The sequence below is a fragment of the [Bacillus] caldolyticus genome (assembly GCF_003595605.1).
Taxonomy (GTDB): domain Bacteria; phylum Bacillota; class Bacilli; order Bacillales; family Anoxybacillaceae; genus Geobacillus; species Geobacillus thermoleovorans.
Genome location: NZ_CP025074.1, coordinates 1,671,089 through 1,687,218, shown reverse-complemented (window position 1 = coordinate 1,687,218; position 16,130 = coordinate 1,671,089). Strand labels below are relative to the sequence as shown.

Here is a 16,130-nt window from a genome sequence, read left to right as displayed (position 1 = left end):
ACTCTCTCCCTGCTATGATGGTGATGACCAACATCCATAAAACAGGAGGGAGAGAGTCCATGAAACATCTTACCACAGAATGGCCTTTATTAAAAGAGCTGGAGGAGCAATTAGTAAGAACTCTTCAAAAGGTGTTCGCTGTCTTGTTGGCGGCCCTTTTGGAGGAGATTGATCAACAACTGGCGGAAGCGCGGGACAAGCGGCGGTATCAGCTGAAAGATAAACGGCCGACCACGATCCAAACGCTGTTTGGAGAAGTGACGTTTCGACGGAACTACTACTATGATCGGCAGGCGGGGGCGTATACCTTCTTGCTGGATGCCGAACTGGGCTTTGATGGAGCGCAGTCGATCAGCCCTTGCCTCGAGGAAACGGCGGTCGAGTTGGCCGTAGAGTGCTCTTCCTACCGCAAAGCGGCTCGCACACTCGAGTCGATCGTGGGGTATGCGGTCATGAGCCACGAGGCGATTCGCCAACTGGTGCTGGAGGCCTCTGTCTCGCTGCACCACCCTGTTTCCAAACGGCACGGCCGAGTGCTGTTTGTGGAGGCGGATGGGCTGTTCATTTCCCGCCAGGGGAAAGGGAAACGGGCGAAAGAAGAGAAAATCCTGGCGATTCACGAGGGATGGAAACGAAATGGTTCGCAGCTCGAGCTCGTGAACCGGCGCCACTACCTCCATGAAGGGGAGGGAGACGTGTGGGAACGGTTTGAAGAGTGGCTGATGAACGAATATGCCTATGATCCGTGCCGGGACCTTTTGATCATCAACGGCGACGCGGCATCCTGGATCACGGCCTGCCGGGAGTATTTTGGGAAGCGGGCGTGCTTTCAGCTGGATCGATTTCATGTGGCGCGGGAGCTGCGTCAGTGTCTGTCCGGCCATCCGCGTTGGCGGGAGGTGCGGAAGAAGCTGGCGAAACAAGACGAAGAAGGACTTTTGGTCGAGCTGAACAGCGCGGTCGGCACGTTGGAGGACGAAGGCAAAGAACAACAGCTGGCCGCCTTGATTCGCCGGATCGAGTCGATGCCGGGATGCATCCGGGACTACCGGGAGTGGCTGTCGGAGCAAGGGGTGGAGACGACCGGCATGCGTCCGATGGGCCACGCCGAGAGCGTGATGAGCCGGTTTGCGCATCGGGTGAAATCCCGCCGCAGCTGGAAAGACCAAGGGCTTCGGGCGTTTCTGAGGGCGATGGCGGCCCGAATCGACGGGATCGGGTGGAGAAAGGGACGGTGGGAGGAGCAAGAGCCCCAGTCGGCCGTCTCGGCCTCAACAAAGTCCAAGCGGATCGAACAGGCCAAACGGAAGGCAGGACGGTTGTGGGCGGATGTGATGCGACAAAACATCCCGTATCTTCAGCAGTCATCCGGGACGCCGATCCATCAAGCGTTGTCGGCGCTCCGGGATGGTGGTTGGGTGTAAAAAAATGGAATATCGTATCATCGCCTCAAGATAAGGGATGAGAGTCCGAAAGCGCTTACGATATTAATTCCTGAAAATGGTTCGCTAACTAGTGATTGACAACGCCCGTAGTGAACCGAAAAAATGTTCTCCACAAAGTCTTGACTGACTCTGTTTTCTTAACTTGATGGCTATGGAGGCAATCCCATATTATAATCACAATAAATTAAAGAAAATTATAAAAAATATATACCAATACATTAGAAAAATCTTAGAATTTCGATCTATTCTAAATGTGAAAAAGGAGCTTTTTAGCTTTACATTAACTGCTTGGTGAAAAAAGATGGAATCTATGATGTCTTTATACATCTTTCATCAAGTAGTTAATGATAAATATCAACATATGGAAAGGAGGGAATGAAGAATGGCGAAGTTGGATGATTTCGATTTGGACATTGTTGTCAAAAAACAGGACAACATTGTACAACCTAATATTACAAGTAAATCTCTTTTGTACCCCGGGTTGCATCACAGGCATCTTAATGTGCTTAACGCAAAATTCTTGTGTATCTTGTAACTCTTGCATTCGATGCTAATAACTTATAATTCTCAACATCCATATTGAACCATGGAAGAGTTGGAAAATTCCAAGAGAATTGATCACAAGACAACTTTCCAAAGAAAATAAAGGGGATTTAACGCTTGGATTCACCCTTGATCGACACTCGTCAAGGGAGAAAAGGAGTCAGTATAAGGGCAAGGGCGGGAAGAAGCCCTTGTCCATTATTCGCTTCGCCGAATTTGGCAGGTCTTTAGCTCAGCGAGCTTGGGAGGACAAAAAAGCTAAGCCGCTTCTTGTTGGAGAAACTCTTGCGTCAAAGGGACGGGGATTTGTCCGTCGGACCATCATATGCGGAAGATCGGCGAGTTTTAGGATGACGCCGGAACCCAGCCCTTGAGTGCGCTGTGCATGTGCAGGAAGTTGAAATACACCACAAGCTGAAAATGCTATATACATGCTCATTGAAAAGTTAACCTTCGCATAAGTGGTGCCCACTCCGGTTATACTGCTCCTAAGGAAAAGCATGGAAAAGGAGCGGAATCAGACATGAAACGGCTGAAAATCACCCATGATCACGGATGGACGCCTCGGAAACTCCGCAAGCAGGAACGGAAGATCAAAAACGCTCATCTCCGCCAACGTGTGATGGCAGTCCGCCTTGTCATGGAAGGCTATTTGGGCAGAGAGGTTGCTTCCATGGTCAATGTGTGCCGCCCAACCGTTTCCCATTATGTGTCGCTTTTTAACGAAGGCGGCCTTGAACTCCTGCTTCATCGGGATTTTGCCCCTGGTAGCCGTTTCTCACCGAAGAACAGCAGGAAGAGATCAAACACACCTCGTGTTGACCACGACACCTGTGGAGCTGGGCTGGGACATCGCTTCGGCGTGGAATACGAACATCCTTCAATCCTATAAGGCTGGTGAAAAACAAGTTTTTTGCTCAAACCAGCGGTATTTGATCAGCAAGGAGAACAGATCTGACAAAGTTTCTCTAATTGAAAAAGAGTTGGGATGAGTTGCCTTTTTCATTAATTCACCGGCCTTCTATGTGTACCACCATTACAGCATATCCATTTCCCGCGAAGCATTACGAAAGCTCTTGCATCGAAAAGGGCTTTCTTGGACCCGGACGACCTACACGTTGGCGAAAGGAGATCCGGACCGGCAAAAAAACTTCGAGAAACAAATGGACCTGATAAAAAAACTTAATGGATTCGGATTTCATCCTGTTGTACATCGAATGAAACGCATATCCGGTCGTATCATGTGTTGCGTACGACATTGTCAGAGGTTGGCCGTCAAAAGCAAGTGCCTACGTTCGGCCATCATGCTCACATATCGCTGTTTGGCGCGGTCAACGTCCACGATGGCGAAACGGTTCTTCATCAAGCAGGGGCAGCCAATGCCACAACGTTTTTAGATTTCCTGCGAGTTCTCAAAGAGCGTTACTCGGACCGACTCGTCGTCTTGGTGCTGGATAACGCTCGAATTCATCACACCAAAATGGTGAGAGAATTTTTGCGGGAAGAAGGATAGTGTTTTCACTTCATTTACTTTCCTCCGTATTCACCGCAACGGAACCCGATCGAACGCTTGTGGAAATGGCTGAAAGATACTGTCATTGCCAATGTGTTTCACAAAGATCGAAACGATATCGCCCAAGCCGTTTTTGCATGTTTCTCAATTTAAAAAATATCGCTGGAAAGCGGTATTTTCAGTTAAAACACCGGCTCTCTAGAATATCAAGTGAAGCTTGTGCTTAAGAACCCACTATATAAATGAAGAAATTGTAATAAATATCATAATTACTACTAGCAACCTAATAAGTGTTGAGGTGAGCGCAACATCATCAACTAAAGAATACGAATTCAGTCAATGTCAAAAAATCGAGAAACATTTTATCCGGCTGTAGGACAGTTAACATTCGGAAGAAATCACTCAAATCATGAATACAGGTCCCTCCATACCTACTTTGCAACGTGGTTCAGGACAAATTCAGCACTGTAATTGGGTGCAGATCTTGTAAAAAGAGTCACGCAATTTACGGAAGATTGAGAATCATTGAGTTGGAGGCTTGATTTATGAAAGATCTTATCTTTAAAAACATCGATACGTTTATGATTCGAACACCGGTTTTATCAGTAGACAACTATTTAAGATTTTTTGATCAAAAATTGACTGAGGGAGAAATGAAAGAGCGTCTGTTGGAAATTTGTCATAACCCTGTATTTAGAGAGAGTATCTTAGTAGCGAGTAAAAGTTTATATAATAAAATGATTGATTTTTGCAACGGCAAGGAAATAAAAAAATACGATTATTTTATCAAAGCCATTTATAAGTATTTGATAAGAATTAGCACGAGACCAACGCCATTTGGTCTTTTTGCAGGAGTAGACTTTGGTGAATACACGGATGAAAATACATCAATAAGATATGGAACGAATAAATATAAGAAATTTGCTAGGCCAGATTTAGAATGGCTGATGAAGATTGTAAAGAAATTGGAACAAGAACAATATGAGCAATTATGGTTCACGGTGAATGACAGTATATTTTTAAAAGGAGAACGGGCATATTTACTACATTCGACACGAAAAGACGATGACAAGCGAGTCAATGAAATCAGCGTCAGAGTCACCCTTCCTTTTAAAATCACGTGTGAATTAGCTCGTCACTTGATCCATTACCAAACATTAAAAAAAGAATTAATAAAACAATTTCCAAATACGAGTGAGGAAAAAATTGAACGTTTTCTCAAGCAACTAATAGAAAACGAATTTTTAATTTCCAATCTCCGCCCACCATTAACAGTAATGGATCAGCTTGATTATCTGATAAAGCGATTGAAAGAAAGCCATATAGAAGAGTGGAGTAACGAATTAATTGATATTCAACAAAAGATTCGCACATATACCATGACTCCGTTAGGAGAAGGGGAGCAAATATATAAAGAGTTACATAAAAAAATGAAAAAGTTAGCCGATACCAAAAATGTGTTACAAGTTGATATGAAGTTAAACTTACAAGAAAAGAAACTGAACAAGCAAGTGATAAAAGATGTAAATGAACTAATGCACATACTTCTACCTTTTTCGATGACCTATCAACAAACAGATTCTCCACTTTCGAGGTACAAGCAAGAATTTATCGAAAAATATGGGGTGGACAGAGAAGTTCCTTTACTAGAAATGCTTGATAATGATCTTGGTATAGGAGCACCTATGGATTATACAAACCCGAAAAACGCAAGACTCGCTGTAGGTGTACCCCATCAATTGATTGATGAGCAGTTAAGAGAATATTTTCTTCATAAATATATCGAGGCGGTTAAAGACAAAAAAAGTATAACAATAACAGAAGACGAGATAAAAGAATTGGGTCTAGATGATTATGATTACCAAAGCATCCCGGATTCATTAGACATTAACGTCATTATAAAATGTGACTCGGAACAAGATCTTGAGCACAATCATTTCAAATACTATATTGGTCCTAATTTAGGATCGACCCATGCGGGGAAAAGTTTTGGAAGGTTTTCTTATATGATGGAAGGGGAAGAGAAACTCTTCGAAACGTTAAATAAAGAAATGTTGAACTTGAATAATGATAGTGGCGAGTATGTAACTTGTGAGCTTGTTTATTTGCCAAATGAAACGAGACATGCCAATGTGACAAGAAATATTCATAACAGCGAATACGAACTTGCGTTGTTTACTAACAACAGCAAAGATGAATATCATCGATTGAGCTTAAATGATATTTTGATCGGCATAGAGAACGATATGTTTTATGCCAAAAGCAAAACACTAAATAAAAAGTTGATTATTACTATGAATAATATGTTGAATACCCAAAATGCCCCGAATGCGATTCGTTTTTTGTATGATATAAGCTTAGATGGCAAAAAAATTTGGTGTAATTTCCCTTGGGATACAATCTTTCAAGACTATGCTTACATACCGGCAATTGAATACAAAAATTTCGTCATAGCACCGCGAAAATGGGTGATCAATAAGATTATTAAAACAAACGACAAAATTAGTTTTACGGAATTTGAAAAACGCTTTAAAAAATTTTGTTCTGATTACGATGTGCCGAAATATGTTTATTTGACTTTTGCAGATAATCGGATTTTGTTGAATACAGAGGATGAAAATTGTTTAAGAATTCTTCATCACGAATTTAACAATAGATACGGAAACATTATTCTAAGTTCTTATGAAGAGGCTGATCTTCATTTAGTTAAAGATGATGCCGAAAAAGAGTATGTTTGTGAATTGGTCATTCCGCTAGTGAAAGTAAAACAAGAAAATCGTCAATGGTATGCCAAAGCGAAAAAATCAAATCATATCCCAAGTTTTTCAGATATAAGAGTCAAGTTGCCTTTTGAAAATTGGCTTTATTTAAAATTGTACGGGGTCCATTCTAGAGCGGATGATTTCATCGCCTTTTATCTTTCAGAATATTGTCGCGAAAAATTGGCTAAAGGAGAAATTGAAAAGTATTTCTTTATACGGTATGCCGACCCGGAGCAACATATAAGATTAAGGCTGAATGCCAGTGAAGAGAAACTTCTGCAGATTTATCCGGATATGAAACAATGGCTGCGAACGTTAATCGACAAAAGAGTGGTGAGTCGTTTTTCCATCGACTGCTATGAAAGAGAAATTGAGCGTTATGGTGGAACAGAATTGATCGATCTTGCAGAAAACTTATTTTTCTTCGATAGCATAGTAGTAGAGGACATATTAAAGTTAAAACGTTTGAAACATATTCAATTTAGCGATGAAGTGATCGGAATGGTTTCCATCATTCATTATATGGAACAGTTCGGCCTAAATTATGAAAGTCAATTGGATTTCTTGCAACAGCAAGTCAACAAACAAGACTATCGTGAAGATTTTCAAAAGAATCGATCTGTTTACATGAAAGTTTGTAATACGGATAATGATTGGCAAGGGTTAAGAGACACTGATGAGGGGATGTTATTATTAAACGTTTTGAACCAAAGAAACAGAAGCATAAAAGAGTATGCAAGCAAGATCCAGGACGGTCTCGAAGCTTCTTCTGAATTATCTATTTTAGACAGTGTGATTCATTTACACTGTAACAGGCTATTCGGCATTGATCGAGAATTTGAAAAGAAAATCCGTACATTAGTTGCCCATACGTTATATGCATTAAAGTATATTAAAGCTCATGGATTAGTGTTAAAAAATTAAAGATGTTATCCATTTGTCCAAGCATTGGGGAGACGATATATAATGGACCCACGACTTGGACTTTTTTCAACAAAAGCTCGACAAGCTCTCTTTTGTGTATTCAGGTGAAAAAACTTTTATGACGGGAAGAAGATCTCATTTTAGCATGCGGGGATTGAAAATGTTATGAATATAAAAGAGTATGATGATCACGTTACTATCAAAGATATTGTGAAATCAATAAGGATAGTTCCCAAGACGCTTGTTCTTATAAAGAACGTCGACAAACAAAGTTTTTTTATCATTATTTTCTTAAGCTTATTAATGGGAGGCGCACCGATTGTTACATTGCTCGGTTCGCAAAACTTGTTGAATGCAATCGGGTCCCAAAATATTCATATTATTATATCGGCATTGATCTTTTATATTTCTGCTGTTTTACTCAGCGAGATCATCAGCAGTTTCATGGAATATTACCAAAATAAGTTTCAAACTCTCATCAACTACAAACTTAATTTGCAAATCATGGACAAGTGTACAAGATTGTCTTTACAGCATTTTGAGGATGCCGAAGTTTATGATATGTTGCAAAGAGTACAGAATGAAACGCCGTATAAACCATTTGAAGTGTTTTTATCCATATTAGGTGCAATATCGGCGATTGTAACCTTTTTTTCATCGATGATGATTCTGATCCATTGGAAACCGTGGGTGTTGATTATATTAATCTTCATACCACTCGTTTTTTCTTTTTATTTTTTCAAGATTGGCCAAAGAGAGTTTAATGTTAGTTGGTTGCGTGCACCGGAAAAAAGGAAATCATGGTATTTGTCTTACCTAATGACAAGAGACAACACGTTCAAAGAAGTCAAAATATATAACTTGGCAGGCTATATTTTGAACAAATTTAAAGAAATCAACAAAACGTTCGTCGAGCAGGATATCCATCTTTTTAAAAGAAGAACGGTTTTTACATTTATTTTTGAGCTCGTTGAACAAATATGTATCAATACCGTACTTGTTATCATCATCATTTCGGCGTTGGCAGGTGAAATCCTTATAGGTCACGTCGTAGGGCTTATTCAGGCCTTGAACTTAATTTCTAGCAACTCTAAGAAAATATTGAATATCATCCATTCCCTGTATAAAAACAATTTATATATCAACCAACTGTTTGAATTTTTGGGGTTAGACGAAGAAGTATTGGACAAAGGAGATCGATTCGTATCAGGGATAGACAAAATCGAAAATATTAAGATAAGAAATTTAACGTTTCGTTATCCAACGAATCCAAAAGTAGTATTGAAAAATATTAACCTCGACATCAACAAAGGGGAAAGAATAGCCATCGTCGGTGCAAATGGATCAGGAAAAAGCACCCTTATAAAACTTTTATTGAAATTGTATGAACACGATGAGGATAGCATTTTTTATAATGGTGTGTCCATCAATGATTTGGATACGGAACAATTGAGAAAAAACATTGCCGTGTTGTTCCAAGATTTTGTGAAGTATGAATTGAAATTAAGGGAAAACGTGGGGTTTGGCGATATTACGCGCATTGATCGTGACGGAGAATTAAAACAAGCCATGGAGAGGGCGAGAGTAAATTTTATCGAGGATTTAGATACTCAGCTTGGTTTATGGTTTGTCGACGGTGTTCAGCTTTCGGGAGGACAGTGGCAAAAAGTAGCGATTGCTAGGGCGTTATTTCGGGATGCATCCGTATATATATTGGATGAACCTAGCTCGGCACTGGATCCCATTTCCGAGAAAGAAGTCATTGATATGTTTATCAATATGACAAAAGATAAAATTGGTATCTTTATCTCACATCGTCTATCAACAGCTAAGCTTGCCGATAAAATCGTAGTAATGAATGATGGTGAAATTGTCGGTATAGGTACGCATTGGGAATTGTTAGCTACGAATGAGTTATACAGAAGAATGTATGAATTGGAAGCTTTGAAAAACGAGGAGGAGTATGAGCATCTCAATGAAAGCGCTGGTTTGTAATCTTGCGAAAAAATTGTCGGATTATGAGAATATGAAGCGAATCGTCAATCACCCAAGTAATTATATTAAAATTGGAAACAAGACGATAAATCCGTTTAATGAGTTAAGTTTAAGCCATGGGTTACCAGCCTTATGTGCGCTGTACGGCGAATTGGGCGAACAATATCCGGATGAAGGTTGGGATTTATTAGGGCATCAATACATCAAAAAAATCGGTGAACAAATGAATCAACACGGCTTCCCTTCTTTATCCATGTTTACCGGATTGGCAGGGATCGGCCTTGCTGCAGTATGTTTATCCAAGGGAGGAAAAAGGTATCAAAACTTTATCTCAACGATTAATCAAGCCATCGAAGAAAGAATCGGAGAAATGATCGAGTATTTGAAACAGAAACCGTATCCGAATATGGACGATTACGATGCTATTTCGGGAGTAGCGGGTATAGCGAGCTACTGCCTATTATTTCCGCAAGAGATGAAAAAAAGTATTACGTTAATCTTAAAATACATTATAGATTTATCTCAAGATAAACAAATGGAGGATATCAACGTTCCTGGCTGGTATATTCCCCCAAAGAATGCTTTTTCAGACACTGAAAGGAGAAAATGGCCATCGGGTTTCTTTAACATTGGGTTGTCTCACGGTATACCTGCTTTACTCATTGTCTTGTGCAATGCTAAAAAACTGAATATTTACGTAGATGGGCAAGATGAATGCATTCAAAGAATAGCTGATTTTCTTATGAAGTTTCAAATTAAAGATGAAAATGGCTCTTATTGGGGGACTCATGTTTCTCTAGAGGAATACAAAAATGGCTCTGTCCTAAACAAAGATACAAGGGATGCCTGGTGTTATGGCACGCCTGGTGTTGCTTATTCGTTACTTATAGCAGGTAAAACTCTAAATAATCAATCATACATTGATTGTGCTGTCAGCGGAATGAAACTGGCAAGCAAACGGCTTTACAACATTTTTTCTCCTTCCTTCTGTCATGGTTTATCGGGAGTTGCGTATATATGCAACAGATTTTATGAAGAAACGAATATCAGCGATTTTAAGGAAGCCGCCTGCAAATTAGTCGATGATATAATAAAATTTTATAATGAGGAATTCCCTTTTGGCTTTAAAAATATTGAGGAGAGCGAAGGAAGCACGAAATATTATGATTATGTGGGACTAATCGATGGAACAGCGGGAATTTTATTGACGATATTAGCTATACAAAACTCGAAAAAAACGCCTTGGGATTGTGCATTTTTATTATCTGAAGTTTAAATGTTGTTTATATACAATGGAAAAGCCGACTGATCGATGGTTAGAGGCAAGCCGCAGAGGGGGCTCCATCATACCTTGGCGTACCGATCGGTCGAACAACTCCCTAAAAAGGGTGTTGTTCGATCAACCGGTCATCGATCAAATATGTTGGAAAAGGTTCATAGACAAGAGGTGTCTTTCACCCGGGCGTCACTCAAGACGTGCGCATTTTTTAGTAAAAAGCAACAAAGAGTAAAGCTTCACATTGCACCTATGAACAACGCAACGGTGTTATGAGATTACCCCATGATATGGGGATGGAATAGGTTAAAATGCGATTCAACTGTATGGGGGATCAAAAGATGAATAACAAGAAAATTTTGGTCGTTGATGATGATGAAGATATTTGCTGCACCATTAAACAATATTTGGAGCTTCATCATTATCAGGTAGAAACGGTCCACAGCGGTGTAGAAGCGTTGAAGATGATAAACGACGATTTTGATTTGATTGTGTTGGATATCATGATGGAAGGAATTGACGGAATGGAGCTGTGTACAATCATTCGTGATCGGGTTGATTACCCTATTGTATTTGTTAGTGCTAAAACGCTGGAGGAAGATAAGGTTCAAGCTCTGGCGATCGGTGGGGATGACTACATCACCAAGCCGTTCAGCTTAAAGGAGTTAAAGGCGAGAATTGATTCTCATTTAAGAAGGGAAGAACGGATTCGTTCAAACGAGAGATATCTTTTGAGTTCTAAAAATATTACGATTGATCTTTTGGCTAATGAAGTCTTTTGTAAAGGAAAGAAATTACCGTTAACAAAAAAAGAATATGAGATTGTGAAGTTGTTGATGCTCAATAAAAAGGTCGTTTTCTCCAAAGAAAGAATCTTTGAACGAGTATGGGGGATTGACTCCGACAGCCAGTTAGACACGGTTACAGAAAGCATCAAAAATATTCGAAAAAAAATCAAGGACGTCGATCCAGAAACCTCTTATATTCAAACATTATATGGGCTCGGCTATAAATGGGATGTGAGCAATGAAAAACGATAAAACAATCAAACGAGATTTTTACTTGTTGGTTGTGAAGGTAGTGTTGGCAACAGTGATCTCTTCGGCCGTTACCTATTTATGCGTAATCTATTTGATTATGACATTAACCACGAACGATGTGGTGAAACCGACCAATTATTTCGTGAAGGATTTGGATTTGATTGAAAAAAAGGTGAAAGAAAACGAAGAGGCGATTTTCAAGGGGAGATTAATTCCCATTCATCGTTACAGTGAAAAGATACAGGGAGAAGTTGTAGACATCAGCGGTAAGCATCTGTATGGTGATCGAGAAATTATAGACGATCAAGTAGATATTAGTCAATCGATCAACCGTGAGATTGTAAAAGGAAGCTATGTGTATCGGTTCATTCCCCTGAAGCATGATAACGCCATTCAGGCGGTATATGTGTTGAAAGCGCCTTTTGGGTTCATCATTAACAATCAAAATCGCTTGGAAGCCGTGTTGATTTATGCTGTGATGTTTATTTCTCCGTTGATCTTTTTTATTGTCTATTTGATTTTCTTTACATCTAGGCTGTACAAATCATTGTTTCATAATGTCAAATTGTTGCTCCAGGCTTCTGATCACATTGCAAGCGGGAATTTTGATTTTCAAGTCTCGGGGTTGAAAAGAAAAGAGTTTATCAAGATCCAGGATTCCTTTAATACCATGATCAGTGCACTGAAAGAAATGGTGGAACGTTTAGCAAAGACCGATGACGAACGAAAAATGATGGTATCATCGATCGCACATGATATCAGAACCCCGTTAACGGTCATCCAAGGACAAATTGATTTGATTCAAGATTTGAGAAAGTTGGACCACTTTGATGTCACTCCCCATTTAGAGATTATTCGCAAAAACTGTGGGAAGATGACCATGTTGACAGATAATTTGTCGTTGCTCTATAAAGTGGAGAATGACCACTTCTCATTGAATGGAAAAGAAGTGGATGTAAGGCAAATCCTTGAGGAGAAAAAACTAGAGATCTCAACAATGGTTTACCATCAAAAATCGATAAACATTTGCTTTGATGTGAATTTGCAAAAATCATCTTACATACTTGATGAAGCGATGTTAATGAGAGTGTTGGACAATATTTTATACAACAGCCTGAGGTTTACAAAAAGCGGAGAAATTAAGTTGGAAGTACATGATGAAAAAGAGGGGAATGAGTGTAAAATCTATTTTCGCTGTTCAGATACAGGAACGGGATTTAAAGAAAACGATACGTCTTTGTTGTTCCAGCCTTTTTACCAGGATAAGCAGTATAAAAATCATGTTGGATTAGGACTGTATATTGCTAAAAGAATTGTGAATCATCATGGCGGTGAAATTTGGGCCTACAACAATGAAAAAGGTGGAGCGACGGTTGAATTTTATATTAAGGAGCTATCTGATTAATCATCCAATCTTATGGGCTTTCCGCCGTTATCGAGAGTGGAGAATGCAGCTAGGGAGGAATTTCTCTTTCCCTAGCTGACAGTCTCTAAGCCTTTATTTTCTTTTAGCAATCAAAAATTGGTGGTTCACCGTAACAGCTACTTCTTCATCTGGGTTTACGCCTTTGATGCTGTATACCCAGCCAAAGTTCAAGTGAGTTCGTTTTTCATCCGTTTGATCGGGAATGACTTCGATCTTTCGCAGCTCTTTTTTACTCAAGATTTGATGATGCTCATTGATGGTAATCGTCTCCGCTACTTTCCCGATCGGTTTGTTCAATTGATTCCGATCGACTTTTGCTGCTTGAATCATGTACGTTCGGCCTTGATAGTGAATTTCTTGCAAATTTTCTTTGTTCAACTCGTATTTTGGTAATTTCCGATCGATCTCCATATTTTGTGTGGCTGTCTTTTTTAAGTTACTGACAAGTGAACAACCTGCTATAAAGAGGATTCCAATCAACATGAGGAGTAAGATAGAGTTTTTCATCGTTACTCTGAAACCTCCTTTTTTACCATCCCATTGAGAGGAAGCAGTGAACTTTCATTCATGTGGTTGATTTCCTTCCCAACGATGAAACCAGATCGAACCGATGATGGTGACGATGATGAAGCTTAGAAGGGCATAGGCTATTCCTTCCCATAATGATAGCGAAAAGGAACTTAATAACTGCGCCCCCAAGGTTTGCTTTACTTCGGGCATCATAAGAATCGGAAATTGTGAGAGACGAACAGCCCAAGCCCAAGGAATATAGCTCCATACGTGATCACCTAAGGAAGTTGCGCCAATCAGGGCAGAAATGAGAAATCCGCCGCTTCCTACTGCGATCGAGGCTCCCATTCCAAAGGCAAAGCTGATGAACAGATGCAAAGAAAAAAGGATGAGTGAGCCCACGATGGAGAGCATGGCTCCTTGCAAAAATAACTGATAATGAATGTGCGCCACTTTGAGTACGTATTTCATTCCAAAGAGCATGAGAATCGTCGCTAGCAAGATGTCCGCGCATGCAATAAAGATGAGCAGCGTGAGTTTGCCAACATACCATTGAACTTTGGATACAGGACCGGTCAAGATGTTCATGAAACTTCCTGCTTTTTCTTCTTGATAGGACATCAGCCCAGTCAGTAGGGAGATAATGATCGGTAAGGAAACGGCCATTACTTCAAAAAATCCTTGATAGATTTTCATCTGCCAAAACGTAGAGGTACGGTAGTGCGAAAAATACCATACCATAAAGAGAGAATAAATGATTGGCGTGATGATGACCATCATCCGAATCGCTGTGCGTTTTGTTTTTATCCATTCGGATGACAGAAGGCGAAGAAACGACATGTCAATACACTTCCTTTCGCGCAAACCAAACGGCGGTTAAAAAAGATAACAATAGAAACATGACAAGGGCGATCGCCAGGCCTATTGGAATGACAGAAGGATCCAATAGCGGACTCCCTTTTTCCAAAGGAACACCGTTCGGATGAACCCCGACGATCGGGCACATCATCCTCATTCCCCAGCTCCATGGGATGAACAGCCAATACGGTTGTGCGGCCATGACTACCCCTAAGGCGAGGCCAATGACACTGACAATGATCGAGACTACCATCCCGAACCGCTCGGCCACAAATAATCCGATCGGGATATAGGCTAAAGAGGTCAACCAAATGACCAAGCTGGCGAATACGGCGACCGTAGCTGATGAGAGGCTGTTGGGAAAAAGCCATTTCAATAAAACAAGTAAGATGATCAGCTCTATTGTTGAGAGCAACATGTAATAGGCGATGACGGTGATTTTGCTCCACCATAGACGCACGATGCTAATGTCGTGACAACGCAACACTTTATCGTTTCCTGACTTTTTCTCCCTTACCGTTGACAAGGAAGCGATCAAGGCTGTTCCAATCGGAACAAAAATCAATGGCCACCAATTAAATACGGCATATTCAAAATAATTGTGTGTGGAATTTATAGTTGGCATGGTGATGATGGCGTACAGGACAAAGAAAAGCGGAGCGATGAATACAAGTTTTTTCGCAAACGTCCGCTTATATTTTAAACGTTCTGACTCGAACATATTGAGCATGATTTCCATCCTCCTTCATTACTCGTTCACTACATCGACAAAGAGTTTTTCGAGATCTTGGCTTTCGTCTATTTTCCCTTCGTACCTGAGTTTTCCGTTTTGGATAATGCCAATATAATCGGCTAATTGCTTAACTTCGGACAAAATATGGCTCGATAGAATGACGGTGATCCCGTTTTCGGTAAACGATTGAATGAGTTTTCGCAAGTCCTGTATGCCTAATGGGTCCAAGCCGTTTGTTGGTTCGTCGAGAATGAGCAGCTTTGGATGGTTTAAAAGCGCTTTGGCAATTCCTAATCGCTGTTTCATTCCGAGGGAAAATTGAGATGCTTTCTTTTTCCCTGTATTTTCTAAGCCGACGATGTTCAAAACTTCTTGGATCCGCGACTCAGGCAAATGAAGCAATTTAGCGTGAACAAGCAAGTTTTCATGAGCCGTTAGATTGCCGTAAAGAGCAGGGGATTCGATCAGCACACCGATATCTTTTAAGTCTTTTCTGCTCCAAGGATGGCCGTTGATCATGATTTCCCCTTTCGTAGGACGCAAAAGCCCTGTCAGCATTTTTAAAAGGGTTGACTTTCCGGCTCCATTTGGTCCGAGCAATCCATAAACCGTCTGTTTCTTGACTTTAATGGATACATCATCTACGACGAGTTGTTTCCCAAACGCTTTGCTTACATGATGGGTCTCTAACATATACTCTCCCATGTTCATTCTCCTCCTATATATAGAAAATTGGGTGGTGATGTTGCTTTTAGCTGGCATTAGCGAAAGGAGCGATGGCGATATCCGTGCTGTGTTTCATATTAATGGCTCAATGTAATGTTTTTATAAGAAAATGAGCACATGGATGATGTTTTTTACAGATTGGGCTTCGTACCTTGGTTTATCGTTTGCTGTTGCCGTGATCAGCGTTCTTCATTGATCAGTGAATGAAAATGATTGGAAATATCGATGGATTTGAGCGGTTAAGCTGATGTCACATGTGGTGAGGAAACAGAATGGTCAAGGGGGATGTTGTAGTTCGTACATAGGGAGTGGGAGGCGGTTGACTAATGAACAAAACATATCATTTGTGGGGTGGGAATCACCCAACCCACAATGATTT

13 protein-coding genes and 1 pseudogene are annotated in these 16,130 nt (G+C 40.5%); 10 read left to right on the top strand and 4 right to left on the bottom strand.

What is annotated here, in order from left to right; all coding sequences use genetic code 11:
- Positions 1-59 precede the first annotated feature (59 nt).
- From CWI35_RS08755 to CWI35_RS08700, 10 genes and pseudogenes are all read left to right on the top strand, one after another.
- Complete coding sequence (locus CWI35_RS08755; RefSeq protein ID WP_011229531.1) at positions 60-1,424, top strand: ISLre2 family transposase; 1,365 nt, start codon at positions 60-62, stop codon at positions 1,422-1,424.
- A gap of 403 nt (positions 1,425-1,827) precedes the next feature.
- A complete protein-coding gene (locus tag CWI35_RS08750) occupies positions 1,828-1,980 on the top strand; it encodes a gallidermin/nisin family lantibiotic (RefSeq protein ID WP_011229803.1) in 153 nt (50 codons plus the stop codon).
- Between the two features lie 531 nt (positions 1,981-2,511).
- Positions 2,512-2,880: a helix-turn-helix domain-containing protein gene (locus tag CWI35_RS08745; RefSeq protein WP_011229806.1), complete on the top strand. Its 369-nt coding sequence runs from the start codon at positions 2,512-2,514 to the stop codon at positions 2,878-2,880.
- A 133-nt stretch (positions 2,881-3,013) separates the two neighbouring features.
- On the top strand, positions 3,014-3,385 hold the full coding sequence (locus CWI35_RS18580; RefSeq protein ID WP_223812567.1) for a winged helix-turn-helix domain-containing protein: 372 nt from the start codon (positions 3,014-3,016) through the stop codon (positions 3,383-3,385).
- Positions 3,268-3,654, top strand: a pseudogene (locus CWI35_RS18575) (IS630 family transposase); the annotation flags it as partial. The gene CWI35_RS18580 and the pseudogene CWI35_RS18575, both read left to right, overlap by 118 nt.
- A gap of 392 nt (positions 3,655-4,046) precedes the next feature.
- Positions 4,047-7,187, top strand: a complete 3,141-nt coding sequence (locus CWI35_RS08725) for a lantibiotic dehydratase (RefSeq protein WP_014194788.1) — start codon at positions 4,047-4,049, stop codon at positions 7,185-7,187.
- Positions 7,188-7,352: 165 nt separating this feature from the next.
- Positions 7,353-9,182: an ABC transporter ATP-binding protein gene (locus tag CWI35_RS08720; protein WP_063193647.1), complete on the top strand. Its 1,830-nt coding sequence runs from the start codon at positions 7,353-7,355 to the stop codon at positions 9,180-9,182.
- Positions 9,163-10,458: a lanthionine synthetase C family protein gene (locus CWI35_RS08715; protein ID WP_014194793.1), complete on the top strand. Its 1,296-nt coding sequence runs from the start codon at positions 9,163-9,165 to the stop codon at positions 10,456-10,458. Before CWI35_RS08720 ends, CWI35_RS08715 begins: the two co-directional genes overlap by 20 nt.
- A 341-nt stretch (positions 10,459-10,799) precedes the next feature.
- Positions 10,800-11,498, top strand: a complete 699-nt coding sequence (locus tag CWI35_RS08705; protein ID WP_004888808.1) for a response regulator transcription factor — start codon at positions 10,800-10,802, stop codon at positions 11,496-11,498.
- Complete coding sequence (locus CWI35_RS08700) at positions 11,485-12,903, top strand: HAMP domain-containing sensor histidine kinase (protein WP_014194795.1); 1,419 nt, start codon at positions 11,485-11,487, stop codon at positions 12,901-12,903. The genes CWI35_RS08705 and CWI35_RS08700 overlap by 14 nt, the downstream gene beginning before the upstream one ends.
- A gap of 93 nt (positions 12,904-12,996) precedes the next feature.
- Here the strand turns inward: CWI35_RS08700 and CWI35_RS08695 are convergent, their stop codons facing one another.
- The 4 genes from CWI35_RS08695 to CWI35_RS08680 are packed head-to-tail and all read right to left on the bottom strand — an operon-like array spanning position 12,997 to position 15,730.
- Entirely contained in the window at positions 12,997-13,431 is a 435-nt protein-coding gene (locus CWI35_RS08695) for a NisI/SpaI family lantibiotic immunity lipoprotein (protein WP_025039376.1), read from the bottom strand.
- 54 nt (positions 13,432-13,485) lie between these two features.
- Positions 13,486-14,274: a lantibiotic immunity ABC transporter MutG family permease subunit gene (locus tag CWI35_RS08690; RefSeq protein ID WP_004888811.1), complete on the bottom strand. Its 789-nt coding sequence runs from the start codon at positions 14,272-14,274 to the stop codon at positions 13,486-13,488.
- A gap of 1 nt (position 14,275) precedes the next feature.
- Positions 14,276-15,022 carry a lantibiotic immunity ABC transporter MutE/EpiE family permease subunit gene (locus CWI35_RS08685; protein WP_008881432.1) on the bottom strand — a complete coding sequence of 249 codons (747 nt, stop codon included), beginning with the start codon at positions 15,020-15,022 and terminating at the stop codon, positions 14,276-14,278.
- 18 nt (positions 15,023-15,040) lie between these two features.
- Positions 15,041-15,730 carry a lantibiotic protection ABC transporter ATP-binding protein gene (locus CWI35_RS08680; RefSeq protein WP_008881431.1) on the bottom strand — a complete coding sequence of 230 codons (690 nt, stop codon included), beginning with the start codon at positions 15,728-15,730 and terminating at the stop codon, positions 15,041-15,043.
- Positions 15,731-16,130 lie beyond the last annotated feature (400 nt).